Raw genomic sequence first — 16,880 nt, 5'->3', positions numbered from 1 at the left:
TGAGCCGGGGGAATAAAAAGCCGCGTAAAGCTGAAAGGGGGATAAAAGCTGTGATCAGCCGACAGTGCCCAGGAAAAGAATCACTTTCCAGATTTCCTGTTCGGTGAGCACCCCCTGGAAAGAGGGCATGTCGGTGCTGAACTTTTCACCTCCCTCGCTGATGGTCCAGAAGAGATATTCCGCCTTGTGCAGCAGGCCGTCCCCGGCAAATTTAAGGCTGGGGGGGCGGGTGTTGAGGCTTGCGGCCAGGGCGCCACCACCAAGCCCCTGGGTACCGTGGCACTCACCGCAATATTTGTCGTAAACGGTGCGACCGTCGTGAATGTTGTCCCAGCTGCGGGCGACGGGGTTGGAGAGTACAGGGAGCTGTCCCCCCCGGGCGTTGGATTTTTCGGTGAGGACATGTTTGCTGAAATAAGCCTTGCGCACCGACATGCCTTCATCTCCCGGCAGAGCGGTTTCATCGGCCATAAAAACATTTTTCAGCCGATCCAGCCCCCCTTCCTTGGCAGTGCCGTTGGTGGGGCCGGAGCTGAACCAGTAAAAAACAATCCCGATGAGGGCCAGGCCAAAAAGCCAATAGGGGTTGAATTTGCCGGATTTTTTTTCCAGGGGTGGGGCCGGTTGAAAAGTGGAGTAGCCTTTGTTGGGGGGTGGGGCGTGACCTGGACCGCCATGGGGCGTGTGGACGGCGTGGGGTGTGCGGCCTTTGCTCATGTGGGGTGGGGCTGCCCCGGGAGGAAGAATGGACATCCCATCGGGGTTGCCCGCCAATACGCCGTTGCTGCCATGGCCCATCCGTCCCATGCCCGACATCTGCCCCCGCTTGTCGAAGCCTGCCATGTGGGCTGATTTGTCCAGAATCGGTGCGGTATCGATGTTGCGGCGATAACCCCCTCGGCGATCGTTGTGCCGCCGCTCCTGATTGCGTCGTTCCTCTTCCACATGAACGAATTCAGGCTCTCTTCTGGGATCACCGTTGCCAGCTGATTCGGCCTCCCCGCCCCTCTCCCCCAGCCCGTGAAGGTCTGGTTCATTCCGGCTGGAGGATTCTCCTGCTCGTGGGGGGGCGGTCTCTTGGGGGTAGCCGTTAGCCTGGGTCTGGGAAGAGCCTTGGCCGTTGGGGTCCGGCTGTTCACCTTCCCGGCGGGCGTGGGCCTCTTCATCGAATTCCGAGAGGGTTTCTCCCAGGGCATCGGTGGATTTCAGGTCGGGAATAGTCCCTCCCGCCACCACGATGGCATAGAGATCTGCCATGAGGTTGGAGGAGGAGGAGAGCATGCCGTGTTCTTGCAGGGCGAAGAAAAAATCGATGAGAACGACTGTGTGCTTGAGAACCCCTTCTTTTGGTAGCCTGGTGGCCAACAGCACCATGAAGCCGTGGAGATCCTCCCGGCTGGCGGTCTTGAAGTTTTTTCCCTGTTTTTTAAGATGGTTTTCCAGGGCCAGGACAATGCCAGCATCCGCTTTTTGACCCGCCTGCTTACCATGCTCCATGTCATCCACAAACGCGGATACGGGGCTGGCAGAGTTGTAGGGATCGCTGGTCAAGGGGGTGTCCATGGGCCGGTTTTGGCTAAGTCGTTACTGTGATTGATTCTTGGTCCTGTTTTACCCTGTCCATTCAAGCCCCCCTGCCTGTTAAGCAATGGGAGTATGATGAAAAAACCACTCAAGGATGAAAAGGTTTTATCGCAGAATTTGCAAAATTAGGGGGTGGCGTTACAGTCTGTTAATCTTATGAACTTTTATGTTACATTATGAATTCCAGATCGTTTCGCCCAAGCAGAAGAGGATCCAAGCAGTCAAAAATATCATTAAAAAATCATCATCGTACGAATAGCAACCATTCGCAAGATTCATTGTTATTTTTTTTTGGTGGCATTGTTGGAATAAAATTCAACAAAATCAGGCCGTGACGGTGTCCATCAGGATTTTCTGATAAAATAGATGCTATTTGCCAGAAGAATGTTTTGGTTGTTTTTTCCCTGTAATCTCCTCCCGTTCAGACCTGGGCATTCGACGAAAAATCCTTTTGCCACGCCCCTTTGATTGCCTTTTGGGGGGCAGATGGTTACTCTCGACTGATCTTCCGTTTTTCCGGTGTCATTCCGGGTTCATTCCACCTTTATCCCTTTGGATCGCCATGGATTTTTCCGGGAAGGTGATTTTTCTCAACCGCTTTTTTTATCCCGACCATTCGGCGACGAGCCAACTTTTGAGCGACCTGGCTTTCGATCTGGTGCAGCGGGGGATCCCGGTGGCGGTCATCACCAGCCGCCTCCGCTATGACGACCCGGAAGCCAAACTCCTCCCCCGGGAGAGCCTTCAGGGGGTCGAGGTCCACCGGGTTACCACCAGCCGCTTTGGCCGCCACTTTCTGCCGGGGCGGGCCATCGACTATCTCACCTTCCATCTGGGGGCACTCTGGCTGCTCTTTCGCATCAGCTGCCAGGGGGATGTGGTGGTGGCCAAGACCGACCCGCCGTTGATCTCCGTCACCGCCCTGCCGGTGGTCTGGCTGAAGCGACTCCGGCTGATCAACTGGGTTCAGGATCTCTTTCCCGAGGTGGCGGTGGCCCTCAAGGTGAAAGGCATCCGGGGGCCCCTTGCCTTCCTGATGAAACTCAAACGCAATCTTTCCCTCAAAACGGCACGCCTGAATGTCGCATTGGGAGAGCGCATGGCCGAACGGCTGCAAGGGGAGGGGGTCGCCAAAGAGCGGATCCGCATCATCCACAACTGGTCCGATGGGCGTTCCATCACCCCCATTCCAGCTGCTGCCAATCCCCTCCGGAAAGAGTGGGGATTTCGGGAGCGTTTTGTGGTGGGCTATTCGGGCAATCTGGGCCGGGTCCACGAGTTCGATACCCTGCTGGGGGCAGCGGAAATTTTGCGGGAGCGTGGGGATATTCTCTTCCTTTTTATCGGCGGGGGGGCGGGGATTGCCCGGTTGCAGGGGGAAGTGGCACGGAAAAAGCTGTCGGGGGTTCGCTTTCAGCCCTACCAACCCCGGGAGCGGCTGCCGTTGAGCCTGGGGGTGGCGGATGCCCATTGGATTTCCCTTTTGCCCGATATGGAAGGCTTGATTGTACCGAGCAAATTTTATGGTATCGCCGCCGCAGGCCGCCCGGTGCTTTTTGTGGGGGATCATCAGGGAGAGATTGCCCGATTGATCGAGGGGGCTGATTGTGGTCGCACGGTCTCTATTGGTGCGGCCCAGGCCCTGGCGGATGAAATTATAAAACTGGCAGATGACCAAGGAGAGCGCGTACGGATGGGCCAAGCCGCCCGAGCCCTTTTCGATGCCCGTTTCGACCGCCCCCAAGCCCTGGATGCCTGGCACCGCCTCATCCAGGAAACCCGCCACCCCTGACCCCCGTGCCCCCCTCCCGCTCTCCCCGTCGGTTTTGGTTGCGCCTGCCGGGTCTGCTCCTGGCGGGGATTTTTCTCTGGTTGGGCCTTTCTGCCGGGGTGGTGTACACCCTCACCCATCGATTAAGCCCCCCCTCTGGGGAACCCCTGCCCCTGGATGCGCACGGCTGGTTGGAAGAGGTGCGTTTGACCACCCGGGATGGTCTCGATATCGGCGGCTGGTTTGCCCCTGGAAAAAACCACCGGGCGTTGGTGCTTCTCCTCCACGGCAATGGGGGGCGCCGCTCTGATTGGCTGGGGTTTGCCCATCAACTCCACCAGCAAGGGATCGGGGTGATGGGGATCACCTTTCGGGGGCATGGGGATTCCGCTGGCGGTTTCAACGACCTGGGCTATGGTGGCCGCTGGGATGTGTTGGCGGCGCTGGATTATATAAAGCAGCACAATCCAAAGCGCCCCATCGTGGTGGTGGGATTTTCTCTGGGAGCCGCTGCCGCCCTCTTTGCCGGGGAGGAGGCCCGCCTGGCTGGTTGGGATTATGCAGTTCAAGGCTATGTGCTGGAATCCCCCTATCCCGATATCGGGACTGCTCTTGATCACCGCCTGGAGATCTATTTGCCAGCAGGGTTGGATCAGCTGGCCGGATGGGGTATTCGAGGGGTCGCACCCTGGATGCTGCCCCATTGGCCCAAAATCGCCCCGGTGAACTCCATCCGGCAGCTGCCTCCCGAGATCCCGATCCTTTTTTTGGAGGGAGAGTTAGACCAGCGCGTCACCCGGGAAGATATCACCCGCCTCATCAAACCGGTCTCAGAGCAGGCCCGGAGGGTCCCCTTTAAAAGGGCCCGACACGGTGAGGCCCGCAGGAAAAATCCCCAACGTTACCTGAAATCGGTGCTGGAATTGATTCAACGGGCCGAAAAGAACCACTGAAGGGGCAACACCAACCAGTCGCACCGCAACCAAACCTGGAGGGGGCATGGGGGAAAACTTTCACAAATATGAACAACGGGGGGCCTACCATTGGGGGTTTGTCTCCAACCACCCCTTCCGTCACCACTGCCCCACCACAGCCCGCTATAAGGCGGTTCTGAATGCGCTTCCCGACTGGCAAGGGCGGCGGGTGGTGGATGTGGGGTGTGGGGATGGCGCGCTCTCCGGTTGGCTGGTGAAGGAGGGCGCCCGGGTGACGGGGGTGGAGCCGGAAGATGACGGCAGAGCTTTGGCCCAAGGGGAATTTGCCAAGCGGGGGCTTGGTGGCACCTTTATCAGCAACCTGGCCGACCTGCCCCCGAACGCCTTTGATGTGGCGGTCTGCTCCGATGTGATTGAGCACGTTCCCGATCCTTTGGGGTTGCTCGCTGATATTCGGCGGGTGGTGAAGCCTGGCGGGATGGTGGTGATCACCACGCCGGTACGCCTGACGGAAACCCCCTTGGATCCCCATCATGTGACAGAATTTTTTCCGTCGGAATTTCTTGAGCTTATGGAGCAACAGTTCGTCCGGGTGGAGCTTTCCCTGGAGATCCCCATCGCCGGTCTCATGCTCTACTATTGGCGCCCCTGGTTTTTTCTGAGGCGTCCGGTGGTGACCTGGTTTTGCAATCTGCTGGAGATTCTCACCGGCATCAATCTGGTGGAAGGCATCACCGCTCTCGACCGCTACCATCATCTCCAGGTAGCGACCGGTTTTAAAGAGTCCACCTGACCCCCACCATGCCCTCTCCCCTCCCCCTCATCAAGCGCCTGGTCCGCTCCCAATATCTGCGCCAGAGCGGCCTTTATGTGGGGTTGCAGCAGCTCAGTCAAATCACCATCGGTCTGTTGCAGGTGTGGGTGCTGGCGACCCATCTGCCCAGGGATGCCTATGGGGTGTGGGGTTATTCGGCGGCCTTTGCCGGGATGGCGACCATCTTTACCCTGCCGGGGGTGAGTCATGTGATCACCTATGGGGCGGCTCACGGCCAGGATGGGGTGCTGGTGGCCGGGGTTCGGTTGCGGCTTAAATTTGGGGTGTTGACCTCCCTGACGCTTTTGGTGTTGGCAGCGGCGCACTACCATTCCGGGCGCATCGATGCCGCCTGGTTGCTCTTTTTTGCAGCCCTTTTTCTTCCCGCTCAGCAGGCTTTTGATGGGGTGGACGCCTTTTTGACCGGGCTTGGCAACTTTCGTGCGCTTTTCTTTCGACGGCTGGCCGCCCAGGGATTCATGGTGGTGGCCCTCTGGCTGGGGGCGGCGATGACGGGCTCGGTGGTGGTGTGTGGGGGAATTCTCTACGGCGGCGGGGTGGTGGTGAGCGGCGGGCTTTTTCTTTCCCTCCTGAAGCTGCGCCGCAACCGGGAGATGCCCGATAACTTCAAGGGCATGATCAAACAGTTTTCCCTGCAATCCATTGGCGCCACTTTGAGCCGTTCCATGGAGCGGCCACTGCTTTCGGCTTTTGTGGGGTTTAAGGAGCTGGCCGCCTACAATCTTGCCATGACCGCGCAATTTCCGGTCTCCTTTGGTCGCTTGGTGGATCGTATTTTGATCAGCCGCCTGGCCCGCTCCAAAGGCCAATTGGAACGCCGGCAAGTGCTTTTGGGGATGGGGCTGCTCTTTGGTGTTGGCTTGCCCGCTTATGTGCTGATGGTAGCGGTGGTGCGGGTGCTGGTGCCCTGGATTCTCCCCCACTATGGCGATGCGGTGCCCCTGATCGAAATTTTACTGCTGCAAGCCCCCTTTGCCTGGGGGGCGAAACCGGGCATGAGCTGGCTCCTCGCTCATCAGGAAAACCATCGCTGGCATCACCGCATTGTTTGGGGGATAATCGTCGCTCGGGTGGGGTTTATTTCTGCCGGGGCCTGGGGATTTGGCATGATGGGCGTCGCCTGGGCCTGGGTGGGGGTGGAGGGGCTTACCTTTTTGGCGGTGCTGGGGGTGTTGCTGGCCGTGACCGAGGAAGCTGAGCCCAAGCCCCCTCCTACAGCCAAGCCCGAGCCTGACCCGAAGCCCGTCTCCCCAGCCAAACCCGAGGCCGATCATGCCTGACGATACCTTTACCTCTGATCGCCCCCTGGCTCCCGCCTTTGCCGTCGCCCCCTGGCCCCGCACCCGGGGTGGCCCCCAAGTGATGGTGCGGCGGTTCATCGATAACGCCCGGGAACGGCGCTACCAGGCCCGGCCCCTGCCCCTCCTTGCCAACCACCAACCCTGCCTCCTCAACATCTACCACCCCCAACAGGAGCGCCTGTTCGATGCCCCCCGGCAGGTGGTCTATCGGGTGGCGGGGATGTTTTTGGAAGGGCACTTCAATCGCCTGGCAGAAGTTTTTGGCGATCGCGAATTTCTCCCCGCCTTTGCCGCCGCCAACGAACGCATCCGTAACGCCCTGGAGCGGGCCGACTTTGTCATCTATCAGAGCCGCTTTTCCAAGGCGCATCTGGACTCTCTCCATCAGCGTCCCCCCGGCACCTGGGAGATCATCCCCAACGCCACCCCCCTGCGCCTGTTCAAGCCCGCTCCTCAAAATCATCGATCCACCAACGACCCCCCCGTACTGGGCACCGTCGGCTCCATGCGCTATCGCCCCCGACTGGAAGTTTTTTTTGATGTGGCCAGACGCCTGCCCGTGCGTCCCCGTTTGCTGATCGTCGGCTCCCTGGATCATTTTTGCCAAAAGGTGCTGGATGAGGCCTCAGCGGATCCCTCCTGGCAGGGGCTGATCCGCCACGTCCCTTCCGTACCCCCCTCGGAGCTGGTGAGCCACTATCAGCAGATGGACCTATTGCTCCACACCGTTGCTGCGGACTCCTGCCCCAATGTGGTGGTGGAAGCCCTCGCTTGTGGGGTGCCGGTGGTGTGTCCTTTGGAAGGCGGCTCGGCGGAGCTGGTGGGAGCTGGCATCGGCGCTGATGCCAGGGCTGGCGGCGTGGCGGTGGATGATCCGGGGGGGATCTATGGGGAAGCGCTGCGCGCCGGGATGGCGGCGGGGGTGACGGAAGTTTTGGGGGATTTAACCCGCTTTCGCCAAAAGGCCCGGGCTCGTGCCGAGCAGGTCTGCAGCATGGATCAGCTGGCTCCGAAATATCTCCAAGCTTTGGGGCTCCCCCCCTTTGGTCCGGAGCGGGGCTGGAAATATGGCGCGGTGCGACTGACGGGAAAGCTTTTGCACCCCCTGACCCGAAGAAGGATCACCGCTGAAGAGCCGGGCAACACTCGGGGGGGGCTTGATGCCACTCTCAGCCCCAGTCCCGCTTCCACCCCCCGCCGCCGCATCGCCCTGACCCTCTGGGATTGGAATCTGGGGGGGATCGCCTCCTGGATGTTTCGCCTGGCCCGGGCGCTGCCCCAATATGAATTTCACTTTATCGCCACACACCTTCAAGCCCACGCCCCCCAGTGCGATGAGCTGGGCCGCTTCGCGTATACCCCCACATTTGGCTCTCTGGTGCGCTATCTGCGTCGACATCGGATCGATCTCATCCAGGTGGCCAACAATCGCTGGCCTGTGGATGCCGCCAAGGCCGCTGGGGTGCCCCGCATCATCGAGCGCACGGATGGTACTCGCAGTTGCTGCTCGGTCTCCAAGCATGATTTCGATCAGGTGATTGTTTCCGCCGCCGGAACAGCCCCCTACATCCGCCAATTTTGGCCCAAGGTACCCATCCAGGTGGTCCATAATGCGGTGGACTTGGGGGAGGTGGATCGCGTTGTCGCCCAACGCCTGGCACCGGCAGAAAAGATCGTCATGGGGCGCTGTTCCCGTTTTGGTCACGGTAAACGACTGGATCTTTTGATCGAAGTAGCCGATACCCTTTTACAGAGGGGTTATCCCCTGCGGTTGATTTTGGCGGGGGAGGATTCCCAGCTGGCTGGGGCGGTGGGGGTGGAGGGGCTCCTTCGTCAGCAGGCAGCGCCTTTGGGAGAGGGAGTGCACTTTACCGGCCGCTCCGAGCAACCCCTGGCACTGGCCAAAGGGTTTGATATCGGGCTGTGCGCCAGCGACCCTTTTAACGAAGGCATCCCCAACTCCCTCATCGAACCCATGGCCTGTGGCAAGCCGGTGGTGGCGACGGATGTGGATCAGGTTTCGGAGTTGGTAGAGGATGGCATCAACGGCTTTCTCACCCCACCGGGGGATGTGGGCGCCTTTGCCGAGGCGGTGGAGCGGTTGATTGTAGAGCCTGAACTACGGCAAAAAATGGGGCGGGCAGCCCGCCGAACCATCGAAAAGCACTATTCATTCGACGCCGCCATCGCGGCTTACGGGGCGCTTTACCAAAAGCTACTCAAGCCTGGCGTGCCCCAGGAAGAAGGTTGATAGATGTCTCAATATGTGATCGAACACCCACGCATTCCTCTGCTTCCCTACGGCACGCTTTATACCAGCCGGGAGGAGAGATCCCAGTTTGTCGCCGAGCAGTTCGGGCACCTCTGGAGCGGCCCGGTGCTGGATGTGGGCTGCTTTCGCCGGGATTTGGGCCGCCATCTGCCCGAGGGGGTTCCCTATGTGGGGCTGGATGCCATGGGGGAGCCGGATGTGCAGTTTGACTTGGAATCCGGCCCCCTGCCCTATGAGGATAACGCTTTCGAAACGGTGGTGTGTGTGGATGTGTTGGAGCATCTCGACGGCATCCACCGGGTGTTTGACGAGCTGTTGCGGGTGAGCCGCAGCCATGTGCTGGTGACGCTGCCCAACTGCTGGCACGGCAACTGGCGGGGGATTTTGCCGTATGGTTCGCCCCTGTCGGGTAAATATTATGGCCTTCCCCAGGAGGCTCCCCCGGATCGCCACCGGTGGTATTTCAACACCTTGGAGGGGATGCTTTTTTTGCGCAACCGGGCGGAAAAAAACGGCGCCAAGCTGGTGTATCAGGATCTGGCCATCGCCCACCCGCCTCTGGTGCAGTGGATTTTGCGGGGGCTCATGGGCCGCACCTATTGGGCCTGGGGTCCGGCGACCATCTGGGCGGTGTTGCACAAATGAGGCGCTAGGATCATGTATCAGAGGGCAGCAGGCACCAGAGCCAATCCGCCTTGGGTCAACACGGGCCGCCAGAGCCGGAAGCGGAGCAGTGGGACCGGCCTGAGGGGTGTGAGCCTGCCGGTCAAGTTGGCCGGGTTCTATTTTTTTCTGATTTTCGTCATCTGGCCTTTTGTGGTCTACAAATATCCCGGCGGCGGGGCCATCCTGCGTTTTCCCCTGCTGGTGGGTATGGGCATGATGGGGCTTGCGGTGCTGCGTGGGGTCGCCATGAAGCGCATTCGCCTGGCGGCCCAGCTCTTTTTTATCTTCGCCTTTTTTTTCGTCATCAGCAGCGTCTACGGCCCCCGCCCGCCCGGGTTGGCAGAGGGGGTGACCCAGCTGTTTCGTTCGGTGGGGTTGGGGGCGGTGCTGGTGATGACCATTCGCACGGTGACCGATCTCCATTTTTTTCTGCGGGTGTTTGTCTGGGCCGGGGTGATCGACGCCATTTATGGCCTGCTCTTTATGATTCCGGGGCTTTCTGTGGTGGGTTTCAAGCTGTTTGGCATGGGCTTTCCCATGGGCCGGGATCTCATCGCCTTCCGGATGAACGGCATCCAGTCGGACCCGACCTATTTTGGGCTGTTTGTGATGCCCGCTTTTTTGATCAGCCTGAACGAGGTGCTGCGCAAGCGTAAGGAGTCGGGGTGGCTCTCCTTGAGCATCACTGCACTGCTGTTTCTCTCCATTATTCTATCGTTTTCCCGTACCACCTGGGCGGGCACGGCGGCGGGTATTTTGGTGCTGGCGGGGTTGCGGGGCCATTTTATACGGATTGGATTTATCTTTGTGGCGCTGGTGGTTTTTTTGCAGATTGCCGCACCGGACGATTTTTTGGCAGCGGCCATCAGCCAAAACTCTGCCCGAACGTCGCTGGTTTTGGAAAACCAGGCGGACTCCCGAACCTGGATCTGGAAGGCCTATCTGGAGCTGGCCATGACCACCCCCTGGGGCTATGGCATGGGGAGTATTGAGGAGCTGCGGCAGTTTGCCACCTGGTCCATGGAGCGTTCCGGTTCGACGGCGCGGCCCCATAATATTTACCTCATTCTATGGGTGGAAAACGGCCTGCAAACCCTCCTGCCCTTTTTATCTCTGGTGGGGTTGGGCATGCTGCGGGCGTGGAAGATGCGGGATTTTGGCGACCCCACCACCCAAATGGAATATGGCACCCTCTCTTTGGCCCTGATCTCCTCCATGACGGTGGGCCTCTTCGCCCTGGGCGGCATGATCCAGCTCCTCTCCATCGTGGTGGCCATTGGGCTTGCCACCTGGTACCTCAAGGTAGATCGCAAGCTGGTCCAGGTGGGGTAAGGGTGCGCCATGGGTAGCGATGCGCTCTCTGTTTCCCGCCCTGATCCCGGGGATGCTCCCACCATTTCCCCCTCCCGCCAGCCAGCAGGGAGGGATTCCAGCGTTTCCCCGAAAAAAACCTCCCCCCTGCGAATAGCCCAGATTCTCCCCACCATGCGCCGGGCGGGGGCGGAGTCGGTGGTGGCGGCTTTGTGTCGGGGGTTGGCGGCGTTGGGGGGGGGAGAAGGGGGAGTGGAGGTGCACCTGGTGGTGGTGGGGCACCGGTTTGATTATGCCGAGGAGTTGGCTGGTAGCGGCGTCCACTGCCATTTTCTCGATCTCTATCAAGGCCCCGTACGCTTTTATCGTTGGGATATCCATCGGCGGATTCGCCGGAAGCTGGGGGCTTTTTTGGGGAGCCTTCAGTCTGACATCGTCCATTTTCACCTGGCCCACGGGCTCCAGTGGGGGGGAGAGGCGGCTTTGGCTGGGGGAGCGCGGATCTTCTATACCGCCCACGGCATGGACCCCATGTTGGCAAGCACCCACTGGCGAGCACGTTGGCGGCGGCGAGGATTTATTCGGGGGGTGCAGCAATCCCGTTGTCGCTTGCTGGCCGTTTCAGCCAACGTCGCTTTGCATCTGGCCAAGGGACTTGAAATTCCCGCCAAAACCGTCACAATCCAACCCAATCCCATCGATCTGGAGCGATGGCCGGGCATTCGGGCCACCCCCTCTGCCCCTCCCCATCAAGCCATCATGGTGGGAACCCTCTATCCCCTGAAGCGGGTGGATGTGGGGATTCGAGCGGTGGCCGCCTGGTCGGAAGAGGAGCCCTTGCGGCTGATTGTCGTGGGGGATGGCTCCGAACGGGACAATCTGGAAAGTCTGGCCCGGGCCCAAGGCGTATCGGATCGAGTAACGTTTCTCGGCGTGCGTCGGGATGTACCGGAGCAGATGGCCAAAGCCGGGGTGGCCTGGCTTTTGAGCGAACGGGAGGGGATGCCCATGGCGGCCCTCGAAGCGATGGCTTCGGGGGTGCCTCTGATCGCCACCGATGTTCCTGGTACCCGAGAGCTGATCCAAGAGGGGGTCAATGGTCTGCTTGTCCCTCTGGATGACCCCCAAGCCGTGGTGGCAGCCACCCGCAAGCTTCAGGAGCGGCCAGAGTTGCTGAATAGGATCATCTCCGGGGGAGCGGCCACCGTGAGTCAATATGGTCTGCCCCAGGTGGCCCAACGCCATCTGGAACTTTACCGGGAGTCCTTGAATGGATAACGCATCCCTTGCCAGCGAACACGATCTTGCTCAATCCCTTCTGGATATTCTCGCCTGTCCCGCCTGCCACGGCCCCCTGCAGCTGGAAGCCAAAGGTCTCAGCTGTGCCAAACCCCTCTGCGGCGGCACCGCTGACCCCTGGCCCGTGGTAAATGGAATACCGATCTTGATCGATCAAAACCGCTCCATCTTTCGCATTGCTGATTTTGAATCAGGCCCCCAAACCCCTAAGCGCCCCCTCTGGCGACAGCTTTTATCCCGGATCTGGCATTTTCGGCCTGGTTTGAGCCGCAACATCGCCGCCAACGAAAACTATCGCCATCTTCAGGAACTCCTTGAGAGCGCCCCCGAGCCCCGCCTGCTGGTGCTGGGGTGTGGAGAGGGGGGGGCGGGGATGGATCAGCTGAAGGGGAACAGCCGGATCAGCATCACCGGCCTGGATGTGCGCATGACCGAAAAAACCTCTGTGATCGGTGACGGCATGAGCCTGCCCTTCAAGGATCGGGTCTTTGACGGGGTGGTGGTGCAGGGGGTGTTGGAACACATTTTTGACCCCTACCAGGTAGAACGGCAAATCTATCGGGTGCTGAAAAACCGGGGATTGATCTATTGCGAGCTGCCCTTCATGCAGCCCAACCACGGTGGGGCGTACGATTTTATCCGCTTTACCCAGGTGGGCCATCGACGTTTTTGGCGGCGCTTTGATGAGATTGATGCCGGGGCTTGTTGTGGACCGGGCATGGCCTTGGCTCACTCCTTTCAGCAGTTTTTCCGGGCGCTCTTTCCTTTTCGGCTCTGGCGGGTTTTTTCCGACTGGGTGCTGGATTGGAGCCTCTGGTGGCTGAAATATTTTGATCTTTTTCTGGCCAACACCCCCGCAGGCCTGGATGGCGCTTCCGCCTTCTATTTTTTGGGCCGCAAGGGAACCCGTTTTGTGATCGATCGCAACCTGCCCCAAACCTATCGGGGAGCCCAGTAGCCATGAGCCCCGATCCAGCCAGCCAGGGGGAGGTTCAAAGCAGACCCGAAGGGAATTCCGGCCATCGGCAGGTGGGATTTCTCACCTACGATCTGCAACCCTTCACTGTCGATTGCCTGGCGCGCATTGCCGAGCGACTGCCGGAAAGTTTAAAGGCCTATCCGGTTTTTGGCCGGATTCCCGATGAACCCATTCCCTTTCCCTATCGTCCTTCTCACCTTTCAGGCCGGTTTTTTTCCGTGCGCAAGCCGGGCTCCACCCAGGAAGGGTTCACTTCTTCCATCAATTGGCGGGCGGCTTGGGATCTGGTGTGGCAGAGCGATATTGTGGTGCTCTTCGGCATCCAGGGGGGCTCGGCACTGGTGGCGACGCTTCTGGCGACCCTTTTAAGACGCCCCCTCATCTCCGTCAACCAGACCCTCCCCCCCCTCTGGGAAGGCAAGCGCCGCTGGTGGATTCGGCTGTTGAAGGGGTGGATCCTCAATCGTTGCCGTATTCATATTGTCCAGACCCCGGTCTCGGGAGAGGCGTTGCAGCAGGTGTATCAGATCGATCCGGCTCTACATGTCCAAGCCCCTTTCGAAGGGGGAGCCCGCCATTTTGGCCAGTTGATCGAAAAGGTGGATCGCACGCGTCATGAGATCCGCCACTCTTATGGCTGGTTTTCGGATGAATGTATTTTTCTGTTCGTGGGGGCGCTGTTGCGATTCAAGGGGATCCCTATCCTGATGGCTGCGGCCCAGCAGCTCAAAGAGCGCCATGGGGATGCCTTTACCATCGTCTGCATTGGACCGGAGCCTGCCCAGGCGGGGGAGCCGACTCTGGTGGAATATCGCCAACAGGCCCAGGAGATGGGGGTGATCCATCGGATTATCTTTCCGGGACCGGCCTCCCTGGAATCTCTGGCTGAGGCCTATCTGGGGGCGGATGTTTGTATATTGCCTACCCAGAAGGATACCTGGGGCAAGGTGTTGGTGGAGGGGGCGCTGGCGGGGTTGCCGCTGATCACCACTGAGGCGTGTGGAGCAGCGGGGAGTATCGTGCTGGAAGGGGAGACGGGGTATGTGGTGCCTCCTGGGGAGGTGGCGCCTCTGGTGGCGGCCATGGAAAAGCTGATGGATGGTGATCGGCGATTAAAGATGGGTACGCGCGCCAGAGAACGGTGCCTTGAGTTCAGCGATCCCCACAAGGAGGCTTTGGGGTATGTGGAAGCGGTGGCCCGGGTGGTTGCGGGATGACGGATCCCTCCATGGGGGCGGATCAACATTCAAATCCAGCGGATAAAAGCGCCTCGCCTCCCTCCCCTTCTTCCCCCCCTTCCCCGAGGCGCATCCAATCCGTTTTGATTGCCCGGGGGGCTTTGGGGGAGATTTATGAGCCGGCCTGGGTGCGCGCCCTGGGGGAATTGGGGGTCGAAGTTCAGCTGTTTGATGGCCATGCCTGCACCTTGCCGGGTATTTTGGGGCGGGTGGAGCGGCGCTTTTTATGGGGGCCGGGGATGGTGCGGGCCAACCGGGGGCTGATCGACCTGGTTCGCCGGACGCGCCCCGATGTCACCCTCCTCTATCAAGGGCACTATTATCCCGCCGCAACGATTGAAACCCTGAAACAGCACACCTTTGTCACCGGCTGCCACAACGACGACCCCTTCGGTGATCGCAGCCACCTCCTGCGTTATCGCCATCTGCTCCCGGCACTCCCCCACTATCAGGGCTATCACGTCTATCGACGGGAAAACATCGCCGAAGCCCAAGCCCATGGTTTGGATCGCGTCGGGTTGTTACTGCCCTATTTTATTCCCTGGCTCGATTATCCCCGCCATCTTACGCTTCAGCAAAGTCAGCGCTTTGGCTGTGATGTGGTGTTTGCCGGACACCTGGAGCCTGATCATCGGGGGGCGTGTATCACCCGGGCTGTGCAGCGTGGCATTGACATGAAGGTGTATGGGGGGGAGCGATTTTGGCGTCGGGGGTTGCCTGGGGATGTGTATGCCAAGGTGGGGCCTGCGACCTTGCTGGGGGTGGCCGATTATCGGCTGGCGATCTCTGGAGCCAAAATCGCCACCTGTTTTTTTTCCAAGTGGAATCGGGACCAATACACCCGCCGCTCTTTTGAGATTCCGGCGATGGGGACGTTTTTGCTTTCGGAGCGCACCGAGGCGATGCAGGAGATGTTTCGGGAAGGGGAGGAAGCGGCCTATTTTTCCTCCCCGGAAGAATTTGTGGATAAAATAGGCTATTATTTGCAGAATGATAGCCAACGCCTGCGTATTGCTGAAAAGGGGCGCGAGCGGGTTTTGGCCCAGGGGCACGACATCCACTCCCGGCTCAAACAGTGGCTGAAAGAAGTGGAACAGTGGTGTAACTGATTTTACAATAAGCTTTTTTGTGATATTTTTTTAGAAAGGGGGAGCCCACGTGCAGTGCCATCTTTGCGACGCAACCGCGACCTCCCTCTTCTCCCGGGAAGCGCATCAGGGGCTTGCCTACACCATTATCCGTTGCCCGGATTGCGGGGTGATTCAAACCCTGGAGCACCACGATGCGGTCTCTCCGGACTATATCGAGCTGCCCTCGGAGCAGGTGGATGCCGGGCGCATCTGGTGCCAATCCGCCCACAAGCACCCGGCCTTTGTGCAGTGGCAGAAGATCATTCAAAAATGGCACGGTGACTCCCCGGGCCGCCTGTTGGATGTGGGGTGTGGCACGGGGGGGTTTTTGCGCTTTGCGGATCAACTGGGGTGGCAGGCGTATGGTTTCGATGCCTCCTCGGCCCAGGCACAACACGCCCGAAAAAACCTCCCCAACGTCCGCAGTGCGACGATTTGCACCGATTATCTGCAACAACTGCACCCCGAAAAACCCCGCTTCGATGTGGTGACCCTCTGGGATGTGCTGGAACATATCCGCGCCCCCAGGCCTTTTCTGGATGAAATCCGCGAGGTGATGGCCCCCGGGGGATTGCTTTTTATTGCGGTGCCCAGCGGTGGGGCGCTGCCCTGGAAAAAAAGCCTCTACAAGCTCTTGGGCAAGCCTCTCTCCTGTGATCCCTGGGAGCATGTTTTCCACTATACCCCGGCGGCTTTGGAGCGGTTTCTCAAAGAGTGGGGGTTTCAGGTGGAAGAGAGCGGCAGCGTGGTCTGCTATCCCCGCCCCTGGTCCCTTTTTGAGATGCTGCGGCGGATCGGCTTCGGGCTCCTGGGGCTCTTCCCAGCCATCGCCCCGCAGATCTATGTGGTGGCCCGTAAGCCGGGTGAAAATGAAAACCAACCGTCGGATGGCAGCTGATTGAAGAGGAAACAGCCACCATCCAATATTCTTTCATCTGGAAAGGAATTGGATCATGGAAAATGCTCCGGATGTAAAAGGGGGATTGGGAGGCATTCAAATTGAGTTGCCAGAGAGCATTCTTCTGGCAACGGGTCAATCCCGGGAACTTTTTATCAAGGAAGCCCGCTTTTTGTTGGCACTGAAAATGTTTGAATTGGAGCGTATCTCCTCTGGTGTTGCGGCCCAAATGTGCGATATGTCCCGGATTGGTTTTTTGTTTCGTGCCAGTGAAATGGGGGTGGTGGTAGCTGATCTGGATGAGGAGGAAATGGTTCGGGAATTTTCGGATGACTGAAAATCCGGTTATCTGTAACTCCGGCCCTCTCATTGCATTGGCCTCCATTGGCAAACTCGATCTGCTCTATGGTTTGTACGGAAACATCATTGTTCCAGAAGAAGTTTTCAAGGAAGTGGTTGAAGCCGGGGATGGTCGTCCGGGGGCTTTGGAGGTTGAAACTCTCGAATGGTTGCAGTGTCTCTCTTTGACTCTGCCTCCTGAGCCGTTATTGATCCAGGAGTTGGGTCCAGGAGAGTCGGCGGTTATAGCACTGGCTTTTCAATGCAACGCCCGATTTGTCTTGATTGATGAACGGCGTGCCAGGCGGATTGCTGAACATGC

The 16,880-nt window shown here is 59.2% G+C and carries 15 protein-coding genes; 14 read left to right on the top strand and 1 reads right to left on the bottom strand.

Annotated features, from left to right (window positions below; all coding sequences use genetic code 11):
- Positions 1–54: 54 nt before the first annotated feature.
- On the bottom strand, positions 55–1,563 hold the full coding sequence (locus HQL52_00195) for a cytochrome c (GenBank protein MBF0367854.1): 1,509 nt from the start codon (positions 1,561–1,563) through the stop codon (positions 55–57).
- A gap of 583 nt (positions 1,564–2,146) precedes the next feature.
- Here HQL52_00195 and HQL52_00190 point away from each other — a divergent pair.
- The 14 genes from HQL52_00190 to HQL52_00125 form a co-directional block, all read left to right on the top strand.
- On the top strand, positions 2,147–3,376 hold the full coding sequence (locus HQL52_00190) for a glycosyltransferase family 4 protein (protein ID MBF0367853.1): 1,230 nt from the start codon (positions 2,147–2,149) through the stop codon (positions 3,374–3,376).
- A 5-nt stretch (positions 3,377–3,381) separates the two neighbouring features.
- A complete protein-coding gene (locus tag HQL52_00185; protein ID MBF0367852.1) occupies positions 3,382–4,308 on the top strand; it encodes an alpha/beta fold hydrolase in 927 nt (308 codons plus the stop codon).
- Positions 4,309–4,354: 46 nt separating this feature from the next.
- The gene (locus HQL52_00180) at positions 4,355–5,083 is read left to right on the top strand and encodes a class I SAM-dependent methyltransferase (protein MBF0367851.1); all 729 of its coding nucleotides are present in this window, start codon (positions 4,355–4,357) and stop codon (positions 5,081–5,083) included.
- A gap of 8 nt (positions 5,084–5,091) precedes the next feature.
- A complete protein-coding gene (locus HQL52_00175; protein ID MBF0367850.1) occupies positions 5,092–6,405 on the top strand; it encodes a hypothetical protein in 1,314 nt (437 codons plus the stop codon).
- Entirely contained in the window at positions 6,398–8,677 is a 2,280-nt protein-coding gene (locus tag HQL52_00170; protein MBF0367849.1) for a glycosyltransferase family 4 protein, read from the top strand. The genes HQL52_00175 and HQL52_00170 overlap by 8 nt, the downstream gene beginning before the upstream one ends.
- A 3-nt stretch (positions 8,678–8,680) precedes the next feature.
- Positions 8,681–9,343: a methyltransferase domain-containing protein gene (locus HQL52_00165; GenBank protein ID MBF0367848.1), complete on the top strand. Its 663-nt coding sequence runs from the start codon at positions 8,681–8,683 to the stop codon at positions 9,341–9,343.
- A 12-nt stretch (positions 9,344–9,355) separates the two neighbouring features.
- On the top strand, positions 9,356–10,696 hold the full coding sequence (locus tag HQL52_00160) for an O-antigen ligase family protein (GenBank protein MBF0367847.1): 1,341 nt from the start codon (positions 9,356–9,358) through the stop codon (positions 10,694–10,696).
- Between the two features lie 9 nt (positions 10,697–10,705).
- Entirely contained in the window at positions 10,706–11,953 is a 1,248-nt protein-coding gene (locus HQL52_00155; GenBank protein ID MBF0367846.1) for a glycosyltransferase family 4 protein, read from the top strand.
- Positions 11,946–12,932 (top strand): methyltransferase domain-containing protein, encoded by a 987-nt coding sequence (locus HQL52_00150; GenBank protein MBF0367845.1) that lies wholly within the window; start codon positions 11,946–11,948, stop codon positions 12,930–12,932. The genes HQL52_00155 and HQL52_00150 overlap by 8 nt, the downstream gene beginning before the upstream one ends.
- Before the next feature lie 2 nt (positions 12,933–12,934).
- On the top strand, positions 12,935–14,170 hold the full coding sequence (locus HQL52_00145; GenBank protein MBF0367844.1) for a glycosyltransferase family 4 protein: 1,236 nt from the start codon (positions 12,935–12,937) through the stop codon (positions 14,168–14,170).
- Positions 14,167–15,300: a glycosyltransferase gene (locus tag HQL52_00140; GenBank protein MBF0367843.1), complete on the top strand. Its 1,134-nt coding sequence runs from the start codon at positions 14,167–14,169 to the stop codon at positions 15,298–15,300. Before HQL52_00145 ends, HQL52_00140 begins: the two co-directional genes overlap by 4 nt.
- 49 nt (positions 15,301–15,349) lie before the next feature.
- Positions 15,350–16,219, top strand: a complete 870-nt coding sequence (locus HQL52_00135; GenBank protein MBF0367842.1) for a class I SAM-dependent methyltransferase — start codon at positions 15,350–15,352, stop codon at positions 16,217–16,219.
- Positions 16,220–16,274: 55 nt separating this feature from the next.
- Positions 16,275–16,556 (top strand): UPF0175 family protein, encoded by a 282-nt coding sequence (locus HQL52_00130; protein ID MBF0367841.1) that lies wholly within the window; start codon positions 16,275–16,277, stop codon positions 16,554–16,556.
- Positions 16,549–16,880 (top strand): DUF3368 domain-containing protein (locus HQL52_00125; protein ID MBF0367840.1); only part of this gene is annotated, 332 nt, incomplete at its 3' end. The genes HQL52_00130 and HQL52_00125, both read left to right, overlap by 8 nt.

Source organism: Magnetococcales bacterium (assembly GCA_015232395.1).
Lineage (GTDB): Bacteria > Pseudomonadota > Magnetococcia > Magnetococcales > JADFZT01 > JADFZT01.
Note: the sequence above shows the minus strand (reverse complement) of the source record. Positions and strands in the feature narration are given on the sequence as shown.

Coding starts and splice junctions, on each gene's coding strand:
- HQL52_00145 (MBF0367844.1), top strand. CDS start 12,935: ATGAGCCCCGATCCAGCCAGCCAGGGGGAGGTTCAAAGCAGACCCGAA.
- HQL52_00190 (MBF0367853.1), top strand. CDS start 2,147: ATGGATTTTTCCGGGAAGGTGATTTTTCTCAACCGCTTTTTTTATCCC.
- HQL52_00165 (MBF0367848.1), top strand. CDS start 8,681: ATGTCTCAATATGTGATCGAACACCCACGCATTCCTCTGCTTCCCTAC.
- HQL52_00140 (MBF0367843.1), top strand. CDS start 14,167: ATGACGGATCCCTCCATGGGGGCGGATCAACATTCAAATCCAGCGGAT.
- HQL52_00195 (MBF0367854.1), bottom strand. CDS start 1,563: ATGGACACCCCCTTGACCAGCGATCCCTACAACTCTGCCAGCCCCGTA.
- HQL52_00175 (MBF0367850.1), top strand. CDS start 5,092: ATGCCCTCTCCCCTCCCCCTCATCAAGCGCCTGGTCCGCTCCCAATAT.
- HQL52_00155 (MBF0367846.1), top strand. CDS start 10,706: ATGGGTAGCGATGCGCTCTCTGTTTCCCGCCCTGATCCCGGGGATGCT.
- HQL52_00170 (MBF0367849.1), top strand. CDS start 6,398: ATGCCTGACGATACCTTTACCTCTGATCGCCCCCTGGCTCCCGCCTTT.
- HQL52_00160 (MBF0367847.1), top strand. CDS start 9,356: ATGTATCAGAGGGCAGCAGGCACCAGAGCCAATCCGCCTTGGGTCAAC.
- HQL52_00180 (MBF0367851.1), top strand. CDS start 4,355: ATGGGGGAAAACTTTCACAAATATGAACAACGGGGGGCCTACCATTGG.
- HQL52_00150 (MBF0367845.1), top strand. CDS start 11,946: ATGGATAACGCATCCCTTGCCAGCGAACACGATCTTGCTCAATCCCTT.
- HQL52_00130 (MBF0367841.1), top strand. CDS start 16,275: ATGGAAAATGCTCCGGATGTAAAAGGGGGATTGGGAGGCATTCAAATT.